The 15,134-nt window shown below is 41.2% G+C and carries 16 protein-coding genes; 7 read left to right on the forward strand and 9 right to left on the reverse strand.

Annotated features, from left to right (window positions below):
- The first annotated feature begins 2 nt into the window (after positions 1-2).
- Positions 3-1,034 carry an ABC transporter ATP-binding protein gene (locus tag BCM40_RS01335; RefSeq protein ID WP_065527502.1) on the forward strand — a complete coding sequence of 344 codons (1,032 nt, stop codon included), beginning with the start codon at positions 3-5 and terminating at the stop codon, positions 1,032-1,034.
- Between the two features lie 74 nt (positions 1,035-1,108).
- On the opposite strand, the gene BCM40_RS01340 is transcribed toward BCM40_RS01335, so the two are convergent.
- From BCM40_RS01340 to BCM40_RS01360, 5 genes are all read right to left on the reverse strand, one after another.
- A complete protein-coding gene (locus BCM40_RS01340) occupies positions 1,109-2,314 on the reverse strand; it encodes an NRAMP family divalent metal transporter (RefSeq protein ID WP_065527501.1) in 1,206 nt (401 codons plus the stop codon).
- A 21-nt stretch (positions 2,315-2,335) separates the two neighbouring features.
- On the reverse strand, positions 2,336-3,106 hold the full coding sequence (locus BCM40_RS01345; protein WP_065527500.1) for a LamB/YcsF family protein: 771 nt from the start codon (positions 3,104-3,106) through the stop codon (positions 2,336-2,338).
- Positions 3,103-4,083 (reverse strand): 5-oxoprolinase subunit C family protein, encoded by a 981-nt coding sequence (locus BCM40_RS01350; protein WP_065527499.1) that lies wholly within the window; start codon positions 4,081-4,083, stop codon positions 3,103-3,105. Before BCM40_RS01350 ends, BCM40_RS01345 begins: the two co-directional genes overlap by 4 nt.
- On the reverse strand, positions 4,067-4,765 hold the full coding sequence (gene pxpB / locus BCM40_RS01355) for a 5-oxoprolinase subunit PxpB (protein ID WP_065527498.1): 699 nt from the start codon (positions 4,763-4,765) through the stop codon (positions 4,067-4,069). The genes BCM40_RS01350 and pxpB overlap by 17 nt, the downstream gene beginning before the upstream one ends.
- Positions 4,766-5,026: 261 nt before the next feature.
- Positions 5,027-5,875, reverse strand: a complete 849-nt coding sequence (locus BCM40_RS01360) for a transporter substrate-binding domain-containing protein (RefSeq protein ID WP_065527497.1) — start codon at positions 5,873-5,875, stop codon at positions 5,027-5,029.
- A gap of 311 nt (positions 5,876-6,186) precedes the next feature.
- On the opposite strand from BCM40_RS01360, the gene BCM40_RS01365 reads away from it, so the two are divergent.
- Positions 6,187-7,104, forward strand: coding sequence for an ABC transporter ATP-binding protein (locus BCM40_RS01365; RefSeq protein ID WP_065527496.1), 918 nt, complete (start codon positions 6,187-6,189; stop codon positions 7,102-7,104).
- Positions 7,104-8,714, forward strand: coding sequence for an ABC transporter permease (locus BCM40_RS01370; RefSeq protein ID WP_065527495.1), 1,611 nt, complete (start codon positions 7,104-7,106; stop codon positions 8,712-8,714). Before BCM40_RS01365 ends, BCM40_RS01370 begins: the two co-directional genes overlap by 1 nt.
- Before the next feature lie 46 nt (positions 8,715-8,760).
- Here the strand turns inward: BCM40_RS01370 and BCM40_RS01375 are convergent, their stop codons facing one another.
- A complete protein-coding gene (locus BCM40_RS01375; protein ID WP_065527494.1) occupies positions 8,761-9,450 on the reverse strand; it encodes an LrgB family protein in 690 nt (229 codons plus the stop codon).
- Positions 9,450-9,815, reverse strand: a complete 366-nt coding sequence (locus tag BCM40_RS01380; protein WP_065527493.1) for a CidA/LrgA family holin-like protein — start codon at positions 9,813-9,815, stop codon at positions 9,450-9,452. The genes BCM40_RS01375 and BCM40_RS01380 overlap by 1 nt, the downstream gene beginning before the upstream one ends.
- Before the next feature lie 519 nt (positions 9,816-10,334).
- On the opposite strand from BCM40_RS01380, the gene brnQ reads away from it, so the two are divergent.
- Positions 10,335-11,705: a branched-chain amino acid transport system II carrier protein gene (gene brnQ, locus BCM40_RS01385; RefSeq protein ID WP_065527492.1), complete on the forward strand. Its 1,371-nt coding sequence runs from the start codon at positions 10,335-10,337 to the stop codon at positions 11,703-11,705.
- Between the two features lie 97 nt (positions 11,706-11,802).
- Here the strand turns inward: brnQ and BCM40_RS01390 are convergent, their stop codons facing one another.
- On the reverse strand, positions 11,803-12,465 hold the full coding sequence (locus BCM40_RS01390; RefSeq protein WP_065527491.1) for a GntR family transcriptional regulator: 663 nt from the start codon (positions 12,463-12,465) through the stop codon (positions 11,803-11,805).
- Between the two features lie 182 nt (positions 12,466-12,647).
- Here BCM40_RS01390 and BCM40_RS01395 point away from each other — a divergent pair, with 182 nt between their 5' ends.
- Complete coding sequence (locus BCM40_RS01395) at positions 12,648-13,004, forward strand: SpoIIAA family protein (RefSeq protein ID WP_065527490.1); 357 nt, start codon at positions 12,648-12,650, stop codon at positions 13,002-13,004.
- Between the two features lie 49 nt (positions 13,005-13,053).
- Here BCM40_RS01395 and BCM40_RS01400 read toward each other — a convergent pair whose 3' ends face one another.
- Positions 13,054-13,257, reverse strand: coding sequence for a hypothetical protein (locus tag BCM40_RS01400; RefSeq protein WP_065527489.1), 204 nt, complete (start codon positions 13,255-13,257; stop codon positions 13,054-13,056).
- Between the two features lie 119 nt (positions 13,258-13,376).
- On the opposite strand from BCM40_RS01400, the gene BCM40_RS01405 reads away from it, so the two are divergent.
- Positions 13,377-14,570: a class I SAM-dependent rRNA methyltransferase gene (locus BCM40_RS01405; protein WP_065527488.1), complete on the forward strand. Its 1,194-nt coding sequence runs from the start codon at positions 13,377-13,379 to the stop codon at positions 14,568-14,570.
- A gap of 132 nt (positions 14,571-14,702) precedes the next feature.
- Positions 14,703-15,014 carry a DUF3817 domain-containing protein gene (locus BCM40_RS01410; protein WP_065527487.1) on the forward strand — a complete coding sequence of 104 codons (312 nt, stop codon included), beginning with the start codon at positions 14,703-14,705 and terminating at the stop codon, positions 15,012-15,014.
- Positions 15,015-15,134 lie beyond the last annotated feature (120 nt).

Consider the following 15,134-nt stretch of genomic DNA (forward strand, 5'->3'; position numbering starts at 1 on the left):
CCATGACCAATACCATTTTGACAGTCGAAGATTTGCATGTAGCGTTTAAAACTCAACACGGTAAACTGACAGCGGTACGGGGCGTGAACTTTGAGTTGAAAAAAGGAGAAACACTCGCAATTGTTGGGGAATCGGGTTCGGGTAAATCGGTAACCGCGAAATCCATTATGCAGTTGTTGCCGAAAGCGACAACGGAAGTGACAAAAGGAGATATTACCTATAAAAGTGAAAGTTTATTGAAAATGACGAAAAACCAAATTACCGATTTGCGCGGTTCGGAAATTTCAATGGTGTTTCAAGATCCGATGACTTCTTTAAACCCAACAATGAAAGTCGGCAAACAAATTATGGAAGGCGTTCAGCGGCACGAAAACTTAACAAAAGCTCAGGCGCGTGAACGCGCACTAGATATGCTGAAGTTAGTAGGGATTCCGCAAGCAGAAAGCCGGCTTGATAATTATCCGCACCAATTTTCAGGTGGGATGAGGCAGCGTGTGGTAATCGCGTTAGCACTTGCGTGTAACCCAAAGGTGTTGATTGCCGATGAACCGACGACTGCTTTGGATGTAACCATTCAAGCGCAAATTCTGGAATTGATGAAAGACCTGCAAAAGAAAACCGAAACAGCCATTATTTTAATCACTCATGACTTAGGTGTAGTGGCCAATATGGCTGACCGTGTAGCTGTGATGTACGGGGGCAAAATTGTCGAGCAAGGAACTTTGGATGAAATTTTCTACAATCCTCAGCATCCATATACACTCGGACTTTTACGTTCCATGCCCAAATTAAATGAAGACCGTGGTCAACCGTTAATGCCAATTGCCGGTTCCCCGCCTAACTTAGCAACGCTTGGAGAAGGGTGTGCATTTGCTGCGAGGTGTCCACATACGATGACCGTATGCCATACGTATACCCCACGCGACACGGTGACGGAAACAGGGCATTCTGTAGCTTGTTGGTTACAAGATTCGCGCGTAACTGAGGCGACAAGTAAAAGTGAACTTCTAGAATCGGGAACTTCTTCTAAATAGGTACGATCAAAAAAACCAGGAAGACCTCGGGTGAGGCCTTCCTGGTTTTTTGTGTTGTTAACTCGCATGAGAAGTTATTTGAATAGTGCTGGAATACCATTCATTAATGTATATGTTCCCATCCATGCCATAGAAACGACAATGATAAGTCCGAAAATCGTCATCCATAAAGGATGTTTGTAGTCGCCAACAATTTTGACTTTGTGAGCAGCGATCAACATAACGCCCAGTGCGATCGGTAAAATTAATCCGTTAACCGATCCAACAAGCACTAAAATCAAGACAGGTTTTCCAATAATCACGAAAACGGCTGTCGAGATGACAATAAAACTAATAGTCAACAAGCGGTGGTATTTTTCAAGCGCTGGGCTGAACGAACGAATAAAGGATACAGATGTGTAAGCAGCACCGACAACTGAAGTTACGGCAGCTGCCCACATAACGATCCCGAACATTTTGTAACCAACGTTACCCGCGGCAAGCTGGAAGACAGATGCAGGTGGGTTGTCTGGGTCTAGAGAAAGACCTTGAGATACGACGCCTAACACCGCTAAAAATAAAATAATACGCATTAGTGAAGCAATCCCGATTGCATAAATCGAGCTTCTCGTAACTTCTGGTAACGCGGCTTTACCGGTCAGTCCCGCATCAATCAATCGGTGACCGCCGGCAAACGTGATGTAACCACCAACGGTACCGCCGACCAATGTGACAATGGCAAAGATGTCAATGTTATCTGGAATAAAGGTTTTGGTAATCGCTTCACCAACAGGTGGTTGAGCTGTAATCATGACGTAAACCGTTAAGCCGATCATCACAAAGCCAAGAATTTGGGCGAAACGGTCCATTGCACGTCCTGCTTCTTTTACAACAAAGATGCCAATCGCCAGCACACCACTTAATAGAGCGCCGGTTTTTGGATCGATTCCAAACAATACGTTTGTCCCAAGTCCAGCACCACCGATATTTCCGATGTTAAATGCTAGACCTCCCATGACAACGAGTAAGGCCAGGAAATAACCGAGGCCTGGTAACACGTCATTGGCAATATCTTGAGCTCGTTTTCCTGACACTGCGATGATGCGCCAAATGTTTGTTTGTGCACCGATATCAATAATAATTGAGATTAAAATAACAAATCCAAAAGAAGCGAGTAAGGTCTCTGTAAAAACAGTTGTTTGTGTTAAAAAGCCGGGCCCAATCGCTGAAGTTGCCATTAGGAAAGCTGCGCCAAGCAAGACGCTGCGGTTTGTATTTTTCATTTTTGGTGCACTCTTCATCAAAATCCCCCTAAGTATGTATTAAACAAATTCCTGTACTTTTACGATGTTGATATTCGATTCTTTTAGAGATTTTGAAATTTGAACCGCAAAATCCAGTGCGTGAATCCCATCGCCGTGAATGCAAATCGTATCTGCTTGTAGCAACGCATCTGTTTGATCGACCGTCGTGACTTTATTTTCTTTGACCATCCGAACCACTTGATCTATAGCGAGCTTGGAATCCGTGATTAACGCATTGCTTTGTGACCTTGGTGTTAACGAGCCGTCTCGCTGGTACGTGCGATCTGAAAAGACTTCATTGGCTGTGCGCAGTCCGATGTTTTTTCCAGCTTTTACGATTTCACTGCCAGACAGTCCAAACAGTACAAGCTCTGGGTCAATTTTATAAACGGCTTCAGCAATTGCTTCTGACAACGCAGCATCTTTTACAGCCATATTGTATAAAGCACCGTGCGCTTTGACGTGTTGCAATTGACCGCCTTCTGCTTTGACAAAGCCTGACAAAGCGCCAATTTGATAGACGACTAGGTCATAAGCTTCTTGAGGAGATAATGCGATATTCCGACGTCCAAAGCCGACCAAGTCTTGAAGGCCGGGATGAGCACCGATCCCGACGTTTTTCTCGAGCGCTAATTTGACGGTTTTCCTCATCGTCGTTGGGTCGCCTGCATGAAAGCCACAAGCGATGTTCGCTGACGTTACATAATCGAGAATTTCTTCGTCGTTGCCCATTGTGTAAGCGCCAAAACTTTCACCCATATCGCAGTTTAAATCTACTCGATAAGTCATTTCCATTCCTCCTGTTTTAGTTGGATTGAGGCTTTTATTTCTCGAATGTGCTGCTCTTGTTCGATCAACCGTTGTTGAGCATCGGCTAAGGAAATTTCTTTAAAGCGTAACCACTCGCCTTGTTTTAATTGCGCGATCAGTGGCAAGTCGACAGATGCCACTTGTCCGATTTTCGGGTAGCCGCCTGTCGTTTGCCGGTCAGCCATTAAAATAATCGGGTTGCCGTCACTCGGAACTTGAACAGAACCAAACGCCACCGCTTCGGAAATCAATTCAGTAGGCTCTTCTAAAGCTAGATTCGGACCTTCTAATCGGTAACCCATGCGGTCAGAGTTGCCGGAGACAGAGAATGCTTCGGTGAAAATCTGTTCTTTGCTCGCCTCATTAAACAACTCAAATTGTTTACCTTTGATCATCCGAATAATGGGTTCTTCAAAATAACGAGCGGGTGGAACAAGCCAATCAAATTCACTGTCACTGCTTCGCTCGAGTGCTTTTAGTTGCATGGGAGTTAGCTCACCCGTATGTATGTCATCGCCTTTTGTTAAAGACCGTCCTTGAAATCCGCCGATTCCAGCACGCAAGTATGTAGAACGACTACCCATTACCTCTTCGACTTGAATACCGCCAGCAACAGCTAAGTAACAGCGTGCACCGATACGAGGCTCACCAAACGTTAGGGTACTGTCTTTTTTCACGACGAGCATTCGCCACGTTTTAATAGGAGAGCCGTCTATTTTGGGACTTAAATCTCCACCGCATAAAGCGATAAGGGCATCTTCGGTAAATTGAATTTTCGGTCCAACTAGCGAAATTTCAAGGGTGGCCGATTGTTCGTCGTTTCCAACAAGTAAATTAGCTAAGCGGTGCGCGAAAGGATCCATAACCCCGCTTGCAATGACGCCATACTTTTGGAATCCAGTACGTCCCAAGTCTTGAACCGAAGTTTGCAAGCCGCCTTTATGTATTTTCAGCATTTGGCTCGTCCTCCCATGCATCATACTCTTTTTTTGAAATTTCCTTGAAAATAATTTTGTCGCCTGCTTGAAGTAAGCTTGGAATCTCGTCTTCCGGTCGAAACAATCGAATCGGAGTTCGCCCAATTAGTTGCCAACCACCAGGAGTTTCGATTGGATAAGCCCCGGTTTGATTGCCCGCAATGCCAACAGTACGTTCTGGAATGCGGAGGCGCGGGGAATCGCGACGAGGTGCGGCAATTTTTTCAGACATGCCTCCGATAAACGGAAATCCTGGAGCAAAGCCAATCATATGAACAGAATAATCTCCAGATGTATGAATATCGATCACTTCGCGAGCTGTTAAGTTATTATGCTGTGCGACAAATTCTAAGTCGGGTCCGAATTCACCGCCATAACAAACGGGAATTTCGATGGTTCTTGATTGGATGGGGAGGTCGTCACCTAAATGATTCAGAAGTTCTTCAATTTCTGCTTTCACGACATCGTATGTTGCGATACACGGATCGTAAAAGACGGATACAGTAACAAAAGCGGGTATCACTTCGATCAACCATTCCGGTTGGCGACTTTCTAGAAGAATAGAAAGTTTTCTTACTTGTTGTTCCGTTTCTTCATCGATTTTATTGCCAAGATCTACTGCAATCGCCTGGTCACCGAGCGGCGAAAAAAAAGCGTTCATCAACATCCCTCCATATCCAGATAATTCTTACATATTCATTCTAGTATACGGGTTATAGAGGTGTACAGAATAGATTAGAAAGAAGCAAATCCAGTTTGGACAGTATTTCCTATCATTTGGACAGTATTTGTCCCCATTTGGACAGTATTTTCATTGATATGGACAGTATTGCTCATTTTTTGGACAGTATATCCAATAAGTGGGAGGATGATTAGTTTACATCAAAAAAAAGCTGCTCAAAGGATGAGCAGCTTTTTGATATTATTCTTCAATATTTACTTTTTGAGTTACATCGGCACCGTTAAAGAATTCTGCAGAGATTTCAGCGATAGTGCCGTCTTCTAGCATTTCTTCAATGACACCATTCACATTGTCCGCTAGTTCTGAGTTGTCTTTGTTCATAACCACGCCAACTTCAGAAGGGCTGTATTTCAAGTTTGGATGGATTGTAATTTCTAGCTCTGGAAACGCAGCTAGCGCTAAAGTTTGTAGGTAGTAGTCGTTTAAAATAACGTCTGTACGCCCAATTGCCACATCGCGCAAGTAAGTTTCGTTTGTTGCGTTGTCGTATACCACTTCTTCAGCGCCGTATTCACGAGCCATTTGCATGTAAACAGAAGTTGAAGCACCTGCAGCTTTTTTGCCTTCTAAATCTTCTAGCGTCTCAATTCCAGACAAATCTCCTGAACGAACAATTGCTGTTCCGTAAGAGTATTTGAAGGGTGTCGAGAAGATGAAGTTTTCTTCACGGTCTTCTGTGATTTCGATGTCGTTCGCAGCCAAATCAACTTGTCCTGTTTGAACAGAAGTTAACATTTCATCAAATCCAAGTTCCGTGAACTCAATTTCAAGTTCAAGACGCTCGCCAATTTCACGTACAACTTCCACTTCAAATCCCGTTAATTCATCAGATCCTTCAGAACGGTAAGATGTCGGAAATAATGTACCAGATGTAGCAACAGTTAAGCTGCCCTCTTCTTGGATGTCGTCCCAAGCTGATTTTTCTTCTTCTGTAGCTGTATCCTCGTCATTTCCACAAGCGCTTAAAAGCGACACAATCGCAAGACCAGCAACCATGGACAATTTTTTACTCCAAAATAATTTTTTCAATTGTTATTCCTCCTATAGTTTTGTAGCCTATAAAACATAGCATTATTGGCGAGCGGAGACAACGTTTTCGTGACTATATTATCAATAAAAACTAATATTTTATTAAAAGGCGGAAAAGTCTGATAATTAAGTCTGATTTGTGGAACAGTTTGAACAATAGTTGTATTCTAGAATAGAACAAGTCCGTGTAAAACACAAAATGATAAGACCATAATAAATGGCCGAGTTGGATTTGGAATCGTATTGGGTAAGGTTGACGAATATTTTGATATTCAACAGAAAAGCTTTTACACCAGTAAGGAGGAAGAATCATGACAGTTTTAAGAACGGTCGATTTGACGAAAAAATTTGGCGATTTTGCGGCTTTAGATAAGGTGAATATTGAAGTGGGTGAAGGAGAAGTATATGGGTTTATCGGACCCAATGGCTCTGGGAAATCGACAACTTTGCGTGTGCTTCTAGGGATATTAAAAGCGACAGAAGGACGAGCTGAAATTTTTGGCAAAGATTCTTGGAAAGAGGCAGTGGAAATCCATAAGCGGGTTGCTTACGTTCCGGGAGAAGTGAGTTTGTGGCCGAACTTAACCGGAGGGGAAGTCATCGATTTATTGGTTAAACTGCGCGGTGGCAATGATTACAACCGCCGGGAAGAATTGATCCAGAAATTTGATTTGGACCCGAGCAAGAAATGCCGTACGTATTCCAAAGGGAATCGTCAAAAAGTGGCATTGATTGCGGCGCTCTCTTCAGATGTCGATTTGTATATATTAGATGAACCTACTTCTGGTCTCGATCCATTGATGGAACGAACCTTTCAAGAATATATTATCGAGGAAAAAAAACAAGGCAAAAGTATTTTATTATCAAGTCATATTTTGTCTGAAGTTGAAAAACTTTGCGACAAAGTGGCGATTATTCGCGAAGGCAAAATTATCGAAACCGGGTCATTAAAAGACTTACGTCATTTGACAGGAACGATTTTGTTGGTAGAGACAAAAAAACCAATTTTGGATTTGGCTAACGTACGAGGAGTGAGTGGGATTCAACCAAAAGGAAATGCGGTATCTTTTCAAGTAGATAGCGGAGAAGTGGCGGGTGTGATTAGTTACATTAGCCAGTTTGAAATTGTTCGCATCGAAAGCTCACCTCCAACATTGGAACAATTATTTATGCGTCACTATGAAGTCACTGATAAAACGACTGGAGCAGGAGCGGGGGGCGAGGCTTAATGAACCGGCACCTTTTTGAAGGAACAGGCACATTAATCCGGTTTATTCTACGTCGAGATCGACTGCGATTACCGATTTGGCTCGCCTCTTTTATTGCGATTTCGGTAATTGTGGCCTTAGCTTTTGCGGGGCTCTATCCAACCAATGCAGACAGACTAGTGATAGCTGAAACAATGCAAAATCCGGCTGTGATCGCCATGCTCGGTCCAGGCTATGGTTATGGACTGGAAACTTATCCGATTGGGGCGATTACGGCTCACGAAATGTTGTTAATGACTTCCATAGTGGTTGCGCTAATGAATATCTTATTGATGATTCGCCATACACGGACAGATGAAGAAGATGGTCGAATTGAACTGGTTCGCTCTTTGCCGGTAGGGAGACTGTCTAATTTACTATCGACTTTAATTGTGTTGACTAGCGTGAATGTTGTCTTGGCGTTATTTTTAGGCTTTTCATTAGCAGTGCTCGGCATAGAAGGCATGGGACTTGCAGGGTCACTCCTGTACGGTTCGGCTTTAGGAGCAAGTGGATTGATTTTTGCGGGCGTCGCCGCTGTTTGTGCGCAGTTGTCTTCAAATGCTCGAAGCACACTGGGGTTAGCGTTTACCTTTTTGTTAGTGTCTTACATCATTCGTGTAATTGGCGACTTAAGAAATGAGACGTTGTCTTGGTTTTCACCCCTTAGCTGGGTTTTGCGGACAGAAGTATACGTCAACAATTATTGGTGGCCGATTGGATTGGCCGTATCGGTAGCTTTGCTGTTAATGGGTTTAGCTTTATACCTCAATTCCATTAGAGATCTTGGCTCGGGCTTTCTCCCTTCACGATCTGGGAAAGAAAAAGCTTCAAAAGCGCTTCTCAGTTCGCTTGGTCTAGTCTTCCGACTACAACGAACCGGCTTTATCATTTGGGGAATTGGGCTTTTGGTTATTGGCGTGATATATGGCTCGCTTTTTGGAGAGTTAGAAACCTATTTTGAGGATATTGATCTGATGCAGCAAATGGTTATTTTAGTAGAAGGGTTTTCACTAACGGAACAATTCATCCCGTTACTCATGTCCATCATTGCTATTTTATCTACCATTCCGGTATTAATGTCGATATTAAAAGTGAAAACAGAAGAAAAAAACGACCGACTGGAGCATCTGGTAAGTCGGGCGGTTTCTAGAAATCGACTGCTGGGCAGTTACTTGGTTATGTCGATTTTAACCGGATTTGTTATGTTGACTGTATCGTCTATCGGTTTGGGCGTGATGGGGAATATGGTAATGGAGGAAAGTTTACCGCTTGGCACTTATTATAGCTCGGCCATGGTTTATTTTCCGGCAATTCTTGCTATGATCGGAGTAGCGGTACTATTGTTTGGTTGGCTCCCGAAATGGACAGGTTTAGTGTGGCTGTATTTGGCGCTTGCATTTTTCATTGTCTACATGGGAAGTTTGTTCCAGTTCAAAGATTGGGTAGAAAAGTTAACGCCATTTGGCTATGTGACGAAAATTCCGATCGAAGACATGGACTACTGGAGTGCCGGGATTATGGTTGTGCTAGCGATTGGTTTTATTGGAATCGGAATGATTGGCTTTAACCGTAGAGATATTGGAAGATAAAGAAAACCCTGTTATCCATGTAAAAAGGATAACAGGGTTTTTTCTGTTATAACAGCAACCACGCAGCAATTGGTCCGAGTAAAGCACCGAGTACGGCGCTTAATGTCATCGCAACGGAACTCATCGAGGCTTCTTGTTGACCGTATTCAAAGGCTTTTGCTGTGCCCATGCCGTGAGCAGAAGTGCCGAGGGCAATACCTCGACCAATCGCCGAGTCGATATGTAGCCAATGCAATAGAGAAGGTCCGAGAATATACCCGGTGAATCCAGCTACCATAACAAACACTGCCGCTAAGGAAGGGATACCGCCTAAATTGCTAGCCACTTGCATCGCAACAGGAGTCGTTAACGATTTTGGTAAAACTGTCAAAATGAGTTGTTCTGAAAAACGAAACAATTGAGTGAACAAGACTCCACTGGCCATACCGACGGTTACCCCAGCTACGATACCTGAAATTACCGGTATCAAGTTTGTGAAAAGCAACTCTCTTTGTTTGTACAAAGGAATTGCTAATGCAACAACTGCCGGACCGAGCAATGTACCAATCCAACTACCGCCTGTCATATACGTATCGTAAGGGACATTAGCTATTACTAAAATGATGGCGAGAATGGCAGTAGAAGCAAGTACAGGGTTTAGCAAGGTTTTACGATACCGTAAATAAACGATATTCGTAAGAAAATAAGTAGCTACGGTTAACGTGGCAAAAAAAGCAGCGAGTAAGTTAAATTCCATTAATCGGATCGCTCCTTCCGTTTTGCAGCATACTGACTGACCCACCCGGCTACAGCCATCGCAAGAAATGTACTAGCCATAACAATGGGAATGAGCAAAATCCCTTTTCCTGAAAATAGCTCGCCGTACTCAATAACCCCAACAGTCGCTGGGATAAAATAAAGCGGCAAAAAAGCTAAGATGAAATGCGCGCCTGATTCAATCCATTCCAAACGATAAATTTTCAACATAAGAGCAGCGAAAAGCAAAAGAAACCCGATAATGCTGCCCGGCAAAGGAATATTGAAAAAATCCTGTAGTTGTTCACCTATTAGATAAAATCCAACAATAACAAGAATATGAAGTAGAGTATAAACATATTTCAAAAGATACGCCGCCTTTCGAATAGAGTGAGGTGACTACCAATTCTTTCCGTAATAAATTATTTTACAGCATTATGGTTGAAAAGCGAGAGCAGTTGAGCTTCTTTTGCAGCTAGCTTAAGCAATTGATATGAAAAATCGAATGAAATACTTTAAATTACATGAAAATTTATTAGGAAAATAGAGTAAAAGTGTTAATGAATACAGAATGAATACTATTTTGACTTTCTAACAGCCGATGCATGTGGTGCCTCTAAAAACGGCTGGGAAAATCAGTATTTTTCTTGATTTTTATACATCTAAAAGTATATGTAGTATATCGAGATAATGATCACGTATTGATGAATTGATAAAATAGCAAGAAATTTTAAAAAATGTGCATTAGAAGGCTTGCATTTCAAATAACATGCTGTATTATTACTTTATGCAATATATCGCAATCTTTTTTGAAAAGGAAATGTATTATATTGGTATATATAAAGTACGTATGTTTAAGCGTTAAAATTTTAGGAGGAATTAGCAGTGGATAGTAAATTATCATTTAAGTCGTATGCGGTAGTAGGAATGATGTTGTTTGCACTTTTCTTTGGAGCAGGTAACTTAATCTTTCCTGCACAGCTAGGACAGTATGCCGGAACAAATGTCTGGATTGCCATTTTTGGTTTTCTAATCACAGGTGTTGGTTTACCGTTACTTGGAATCTTGGCGATTGGTTATTCGAAAAGTAACGATTTGCAAGATTTATCAAGTCGTGTGCATCCGGTTTATGGACTGGTTTTCACAGCGTTATTGTATTTGACGATTGGCCCATTTTTTGCTTTACCAAGAACCGGCGCAGTTTCTTATGAAGTTGGGGTTGCCCCATTTATCGGAGATGCCAATGCAACAATCGGTTTGCTTATATTCTCTCTCATCTTTTTCGGGGTTTCACTTTTGGTTTCCTTAAACCCAACGAAAATAGTAGATAGCATCGGGAAAATTCTTTCACCAGCTATTTTAATAACGTTAGGTGTGTTGCTAGTTGCCGCTTTTGTAAATCCAATGGGCAGTCAAGAAGCACCACAGCCAGTTTATTCAACAGGCGCTTTCTTTACAGGTTTCACAGAAGGTTATAACACAATGGACGCTCTTGCTTCTCTTGTATTTGGGATTATTGTGATCTCAGCTGTTCGTAAAATGGGCGTAACGTCGTCTAAAGGTGTCTTGATGGCGACCATGAAGAGTGGTATTGTCGCATCCGCCTTATTAGCCATCGTTTACACTGGAATTGCTTATTTAGGTTCAACAAGTACATCTACTTTAGGTGTGATGGAAACGGGTGGACCTGTGTTGAGCGGCGCTTCGAATTATTATTTTGGAACGTTTGGTGCCACATTGCTAGCGGTCATTATCATTCTTGCTTGTTTGACAACGGCAATTGGTTTAACGGTAGCTAACGCTGAGTTTTTCCACAAATTGACGCCGAAAGTTAGCTATAAAATGTATGTTGTTATTTTCTCTGTCTTTTCATTGGTTGTAACCAATGCAGGACTTTCCAACATCATTACGTATTCGATTCCAGTATTAATGTTCCTGTATCCGTTAGCGATTGTACTGATCATATTAACGTTTGTGTCTCCATTATTTAAACACGCTCAATTGGTGTATGTATCGACTATTATCGTTACATTTTTGATCAGCATTATTGACGGATTTAAAACCTTGACTGCTTTGTTAGGTGTCGAAAATCCAACATGGCTTCAGTCAGTAATTGATTTTTACTCAGCTACATTACCGCTTTATAACAATGGACTGGGATGGCTCTTGCCAGCGATTATTGTTATCGCCATCACGACGATGATTGCTCGTAGCAAAAAGAATGTAAAAGTTCAAACAGCTCAGCAAAATTCATAATTGAAGGAATAAAGGTGGGTTCGGAAAACCGGGTCTGCTTCAACATAAAAGCTGTATCAAAAGCATTTTCGCTTTTGATACAGCTTTTTATAATGGCTTATAAACTTTTTTCGGTTGTAAGGTCATCTATCGTTCGAGCCCAATTTATTTTCATCAATTGGGTCACTTTTTCTGGGTTTTTCTCTTTTAAAGTTTGAATAATTTCGACATGTTCGTCATACGAGCTTTTTGTCAGCATTAATGAATGATGGAAAAATTGTCTTCTTACATGAGATTGAAGGCTGCTGAGTATCGAGTGAATATAAGGATTGTTAGCGGCATCGACAATGATTTGGTGAAACTCTTGATCAATTTTCAAAGCGGAAAAACCGTCTTGGATTTCAATGGCTTCAAGAAAGCGTTGGTTTGTTTCTTCTAATAAAGTGAAGATGTCTTGATTGAGATTAGGGATGGCTAACTCTGCCGATAGGGCTTGCAAAACGGCAAGAGGTGGGAGTAAATCTTTCAAGTCCCCTTTTTTTATGTTCGTAACGCGCGTGGCTTTGCCCGGGAACATTTCTACAAATCCTTGCACTTCTAACAATTGCAAAGCTTCACGGATAGGGGTTCTGCTTAAGCTCAATGCTTGTGCTAAATCCGTATCAATTAGTTTTTCTTCAGGTTGTAACGTGCCATCAATAATCCATTGCTGCAATTGAAGATAAGCACTTTCTTTGGCTGAGACACGGACAGGCTTTGTGTAGTTCACTGGAATAGGCATTGCGAGCTCTCCTTTTCTACTGCTAGATTACTCCTATTATACAGTAATACTCGCTTACGACAAAATATATTATACAATATATCGGTATACACCCAAAAACAGTCTACAAATAGCCGTTTGTGGTCTTTAAAATCGGGAATGATAAAAGGAAGAATAGATTTATATACTGAGGGGGACTAAGAATGCTATCAATCGTGCCGAGTAAGGACGTTGAAACTATTGCCATTGAATTTGAAGGCGAAGTAACACATGAAGATGCCATGAAAATTGATAAAATTATTCAAGATAAATACGCAGATAAAGGAAAGTTTAATATTTACGCCATTATAAGTGAAGAACATGGAGCAACATTTGAAGGCCTTGAAGAAAGCATGAGGCAAAATAGAGAGGCGTGGAATCACTTTCACAAATTCGCGGTGATTAGTTCGAGTCATGGAGAAGAACAATTAGTTGAAATGAAACTTCTATTGCCAGATATTGAAGTAAAGTATTTTAAGTTAGATGAAATGAATGAAGCATGGGAATGGATTCAAGAGTGAAGAAAAGCGTTTTGCATGATTGCAAAACGCTTTTTTTAATAGAGCTTTTTTAGGATTCTTCAATTTTGAGCAAATCAGCTTTAACGATGTGAAAAATACTTAACACAATGGTGTTTCCTTCTGCGTCTTTTACAGGAAACAGACTTACGGCTATCCCTGAGAAATGATTTTCTAGAGGACCTTCAATGCGAATGTTCTCCAAGTATTCCCCAGTGGTCAATCGAATATTGTAAATATAGAACTTCTTCTTCATGACAAATCCCTCCTAAGCATCGTATTAGGAAATTCACATGACGAGGGTGGGCATAAGCTCAGCTATCGTATACACTAATTATAAAACAAAACGATGTTTTACAGATAGGATGAGAGACGATGAAATCGGAAATTTCGATTAAGATAAATGATAAATTTAAAGCGGAGTATGCGAAAGGCTATCCGTTAATTACGAAAGAAGCTTTAGAAAACCCAGACATGTTAAATAAGGAAGGCAGCATTCTAAAGCTAGTGGATAAGCAAGGTCGCTTTTTGGCAAAAGGCTATTATGGCCGACAAAACAAAGGGTATGGTTGGGTTTTGACAACTAGTGAAAATGAAACCATCGATCAGTCTTTTATTGAACAAAGATTAGCGACTGCCCTATCACGTCGCCAAGCATTTTTTAACAATCCAGAGACCACGGCTTTTCGCGTTTTTAATGGGGAAGGTGATGGATTTGGTGGGTTAATCATTGATTACTATGATGGTTTTTATTTGCTAAGTTGGTATAGCGAAGGTGTTTATACGTTTAAAGACGAAGTGATTGCAGCGCTTCAAAACGTCACAGATTGCAAAGGCATTTATCAGAAAAAGCGTTTTGATACAAAAGGTCAATATATTGAAGAAGATGATTTTGTTGCAGGTGAACGTGGCGAATTTCCGCTAGTGGTTAAAGAAAATGGCGTAAACTTTGCTGTGTACTTGAATGATGGCGCAATGACGGGCATCTTTTTAGATCAACGAGACGTACGAAACACCATTAAACAAAAATACGCCAAAGGCAAAACCGTACTCAATACGTTTTCTTATACAGGTGCATTTTCAGTAGCAGCGGCACTTGGTGGCGCGACAAAAACAACGAGCGTGGATTTGGCGAAACGCAGTTCGAGTAAGACAATTGAGCAATTTAGTGTCAATGGCCTCGATTTTGAAAGCCAAGACATTTTGGTTATGGATGTTTTTAATTATTTTAAATACGCCAAGCGAAAAGAATTGAAATTCGATTTGGTTGTTTTGGATCCTCCAAGTTTTGCGCGTTCGAAAAAGTACACGTTCAGCACATCAAAGGATTATACGAACTTGATGAAAGAAGCGATTGCCATTACTGAAAAAAATGGCGTTATTGTGGCTTCAACAAACAGCGCTTCTTTCGGAATGAAAAAATTCAAAGGGTTTATCGATAAAGCCTTTAAAGAAATTGGCGGCAAGTACAGCATTGTTGAAGAGTTTACATTGCCAAGTGATTTCCGCGTGCAAAAAGAATTTAAAGAAGGCAATTATTTAAAAGTGCTATTTGTGAAATTGGGCTAATTCGAAATAAATACGAATAGTTTGTGACGAAATGTATTGTCGGTGTGTAAAAACAGTCGAATTGTTTTAGCAATCGCTGTACAGCGTCCGCTATGCCTTCTATAATGGATAGCAGATTGAGAGGGATAGTTGATGTTTAAAGATGCCTTACGTACGTTTCGTTTTATGGGACTTCTTGAAGGAAGTTCGTTGTTAATCTTACTTTTCATCGCAATGCCGTTAAAATACCTTTTTGACTTTCCGGAAGCGGTTAGCATGATCGGACCGATTCATGGTGCATTGTTTAGTCTCTATATTTTACTGACGATTTATATGACGTTTGTTTTTAAGTGGCCGTTTCGTTTCTCGGTAGGAGCTGTGATTTCTGCGTTCTTGCCTTTCGGAAACTTCGTTTTGGATAAGCGTCTTGAACAATGGCAGCAATATAAAGCTTCTGCCGCCTGACCTAAACACTTGTGGAATTTTCCGCAAGTGTTTTATTTTATGGAAATATAATGAGCTCCTCTATAATAGAGTTATTGAAATGAAATAGGCGTATGCGAACAGAAGAACAGGAGTTTTTAA

The sequence above is a fragment of the Planococcus donghaensis genome (assembly GCF_001687665.2).
Taxonomy (GTDB): domain Bacteria; phylum Bacillota; class Bacilli; order Bacillales_A; family Planococcaceae; genus Planococcus; species Planococcus donghaensis.

Excerpts from the sequence above, each read along its gene's own strand:
- BCM40_RS01335 (WP_065527502.1), top strand. The coding sequence starts at position 3 with ATGACCAATACCATTTTGACAGTCGAAGATTTGCATGTAGCGTTTAAA.
- BCM40_RS01340 (WP_065527501.1), bottom strand. The coding sequence starts at position 2,314 with ATGAAGAGTGCACCAAAAATGAAAAATACAAACCGCAGCGTCTTGCTT.
- BCM40_RS01345 (WP_065527500.1), bottom strand. The coding sequence starts at position 3,106 with ATGACTTATCGAGTAGATTTAAACTGCGATATGGGTGAAAGTTTTGGC.
- BCM40_RS01350 (WP_065527499.1), bottom strand. The coding sequence starts at position 4,083 with ATGCTGAAAATACATAAAGGCGGCTTGCAAACTTCGGTTCAAGACTTG.
- pxpB (WP_065527498.1), bottom strand. The coding sequence starts at position 4,765 with ATGAACGCTTTTTTTTCGCCGCTCGGTGACCAGGCGATTGCAGTAGAT.
- BCM40_RS01365 (WP_065527496.1), top strand. The coding sequence starts at position 6,187 with ATGACAGTTTTAAGAACGGTCGATTTGACGAAAAAATTTGGCGATTTT.
- BCM40_RS01370 (WP_065527495.1), top strand. The coding sequence starts at position 7,104 with ATGAACCGGCACCTTTTTGAAGGAACAGGCACATTAATCCGGTTTATT.
- BCM40_RS01375 (WP_065527494.1), bottom strand. The coding sequence starts at position 9,450 with ATGGAATTTAACTTACTCGCTGCTTTTTTTGCCACGTTAACCGTAGCT.
- BCM40_RS01390 (WP_065527491.1), bottom strand. The coding sequence starts at position 12,465 with ATGCCTATTCCAGTGAACTACACAAAGCCTGTCCGTGTCTCAGCCAAA.
- BCM40_RS01395 (WP_065527490.1), top strand. The coding sequence starts at position 12,648 with ATGCTATCAATCGTGCCGAGTAAGGACGTTGAAACTATTGCCATTGAA.
- BCM40_RS01400 (WP_065527489.1), bottom strand. The coding sequence starts at position 13,257 with ATGAAGAAGAAGTTCTATATTTACAATATTCGATTGACCACTGGGGAA.
- BCM40_RS01405 (WP_065527488.1), top strand. The coding sequence starts at position 13,377 with ATGAAATCGGAAATTTCGATTAAGATAAATGATAAATTTAAAGCGGAG.
- BCM40_RS01410 (WP_065527487.1), top strand. The coding sequence starts at position 14,703 with ATGTTTAAAGATGCCTTACGTACGTTTCGTTTTATGGGACTTCTTGAA.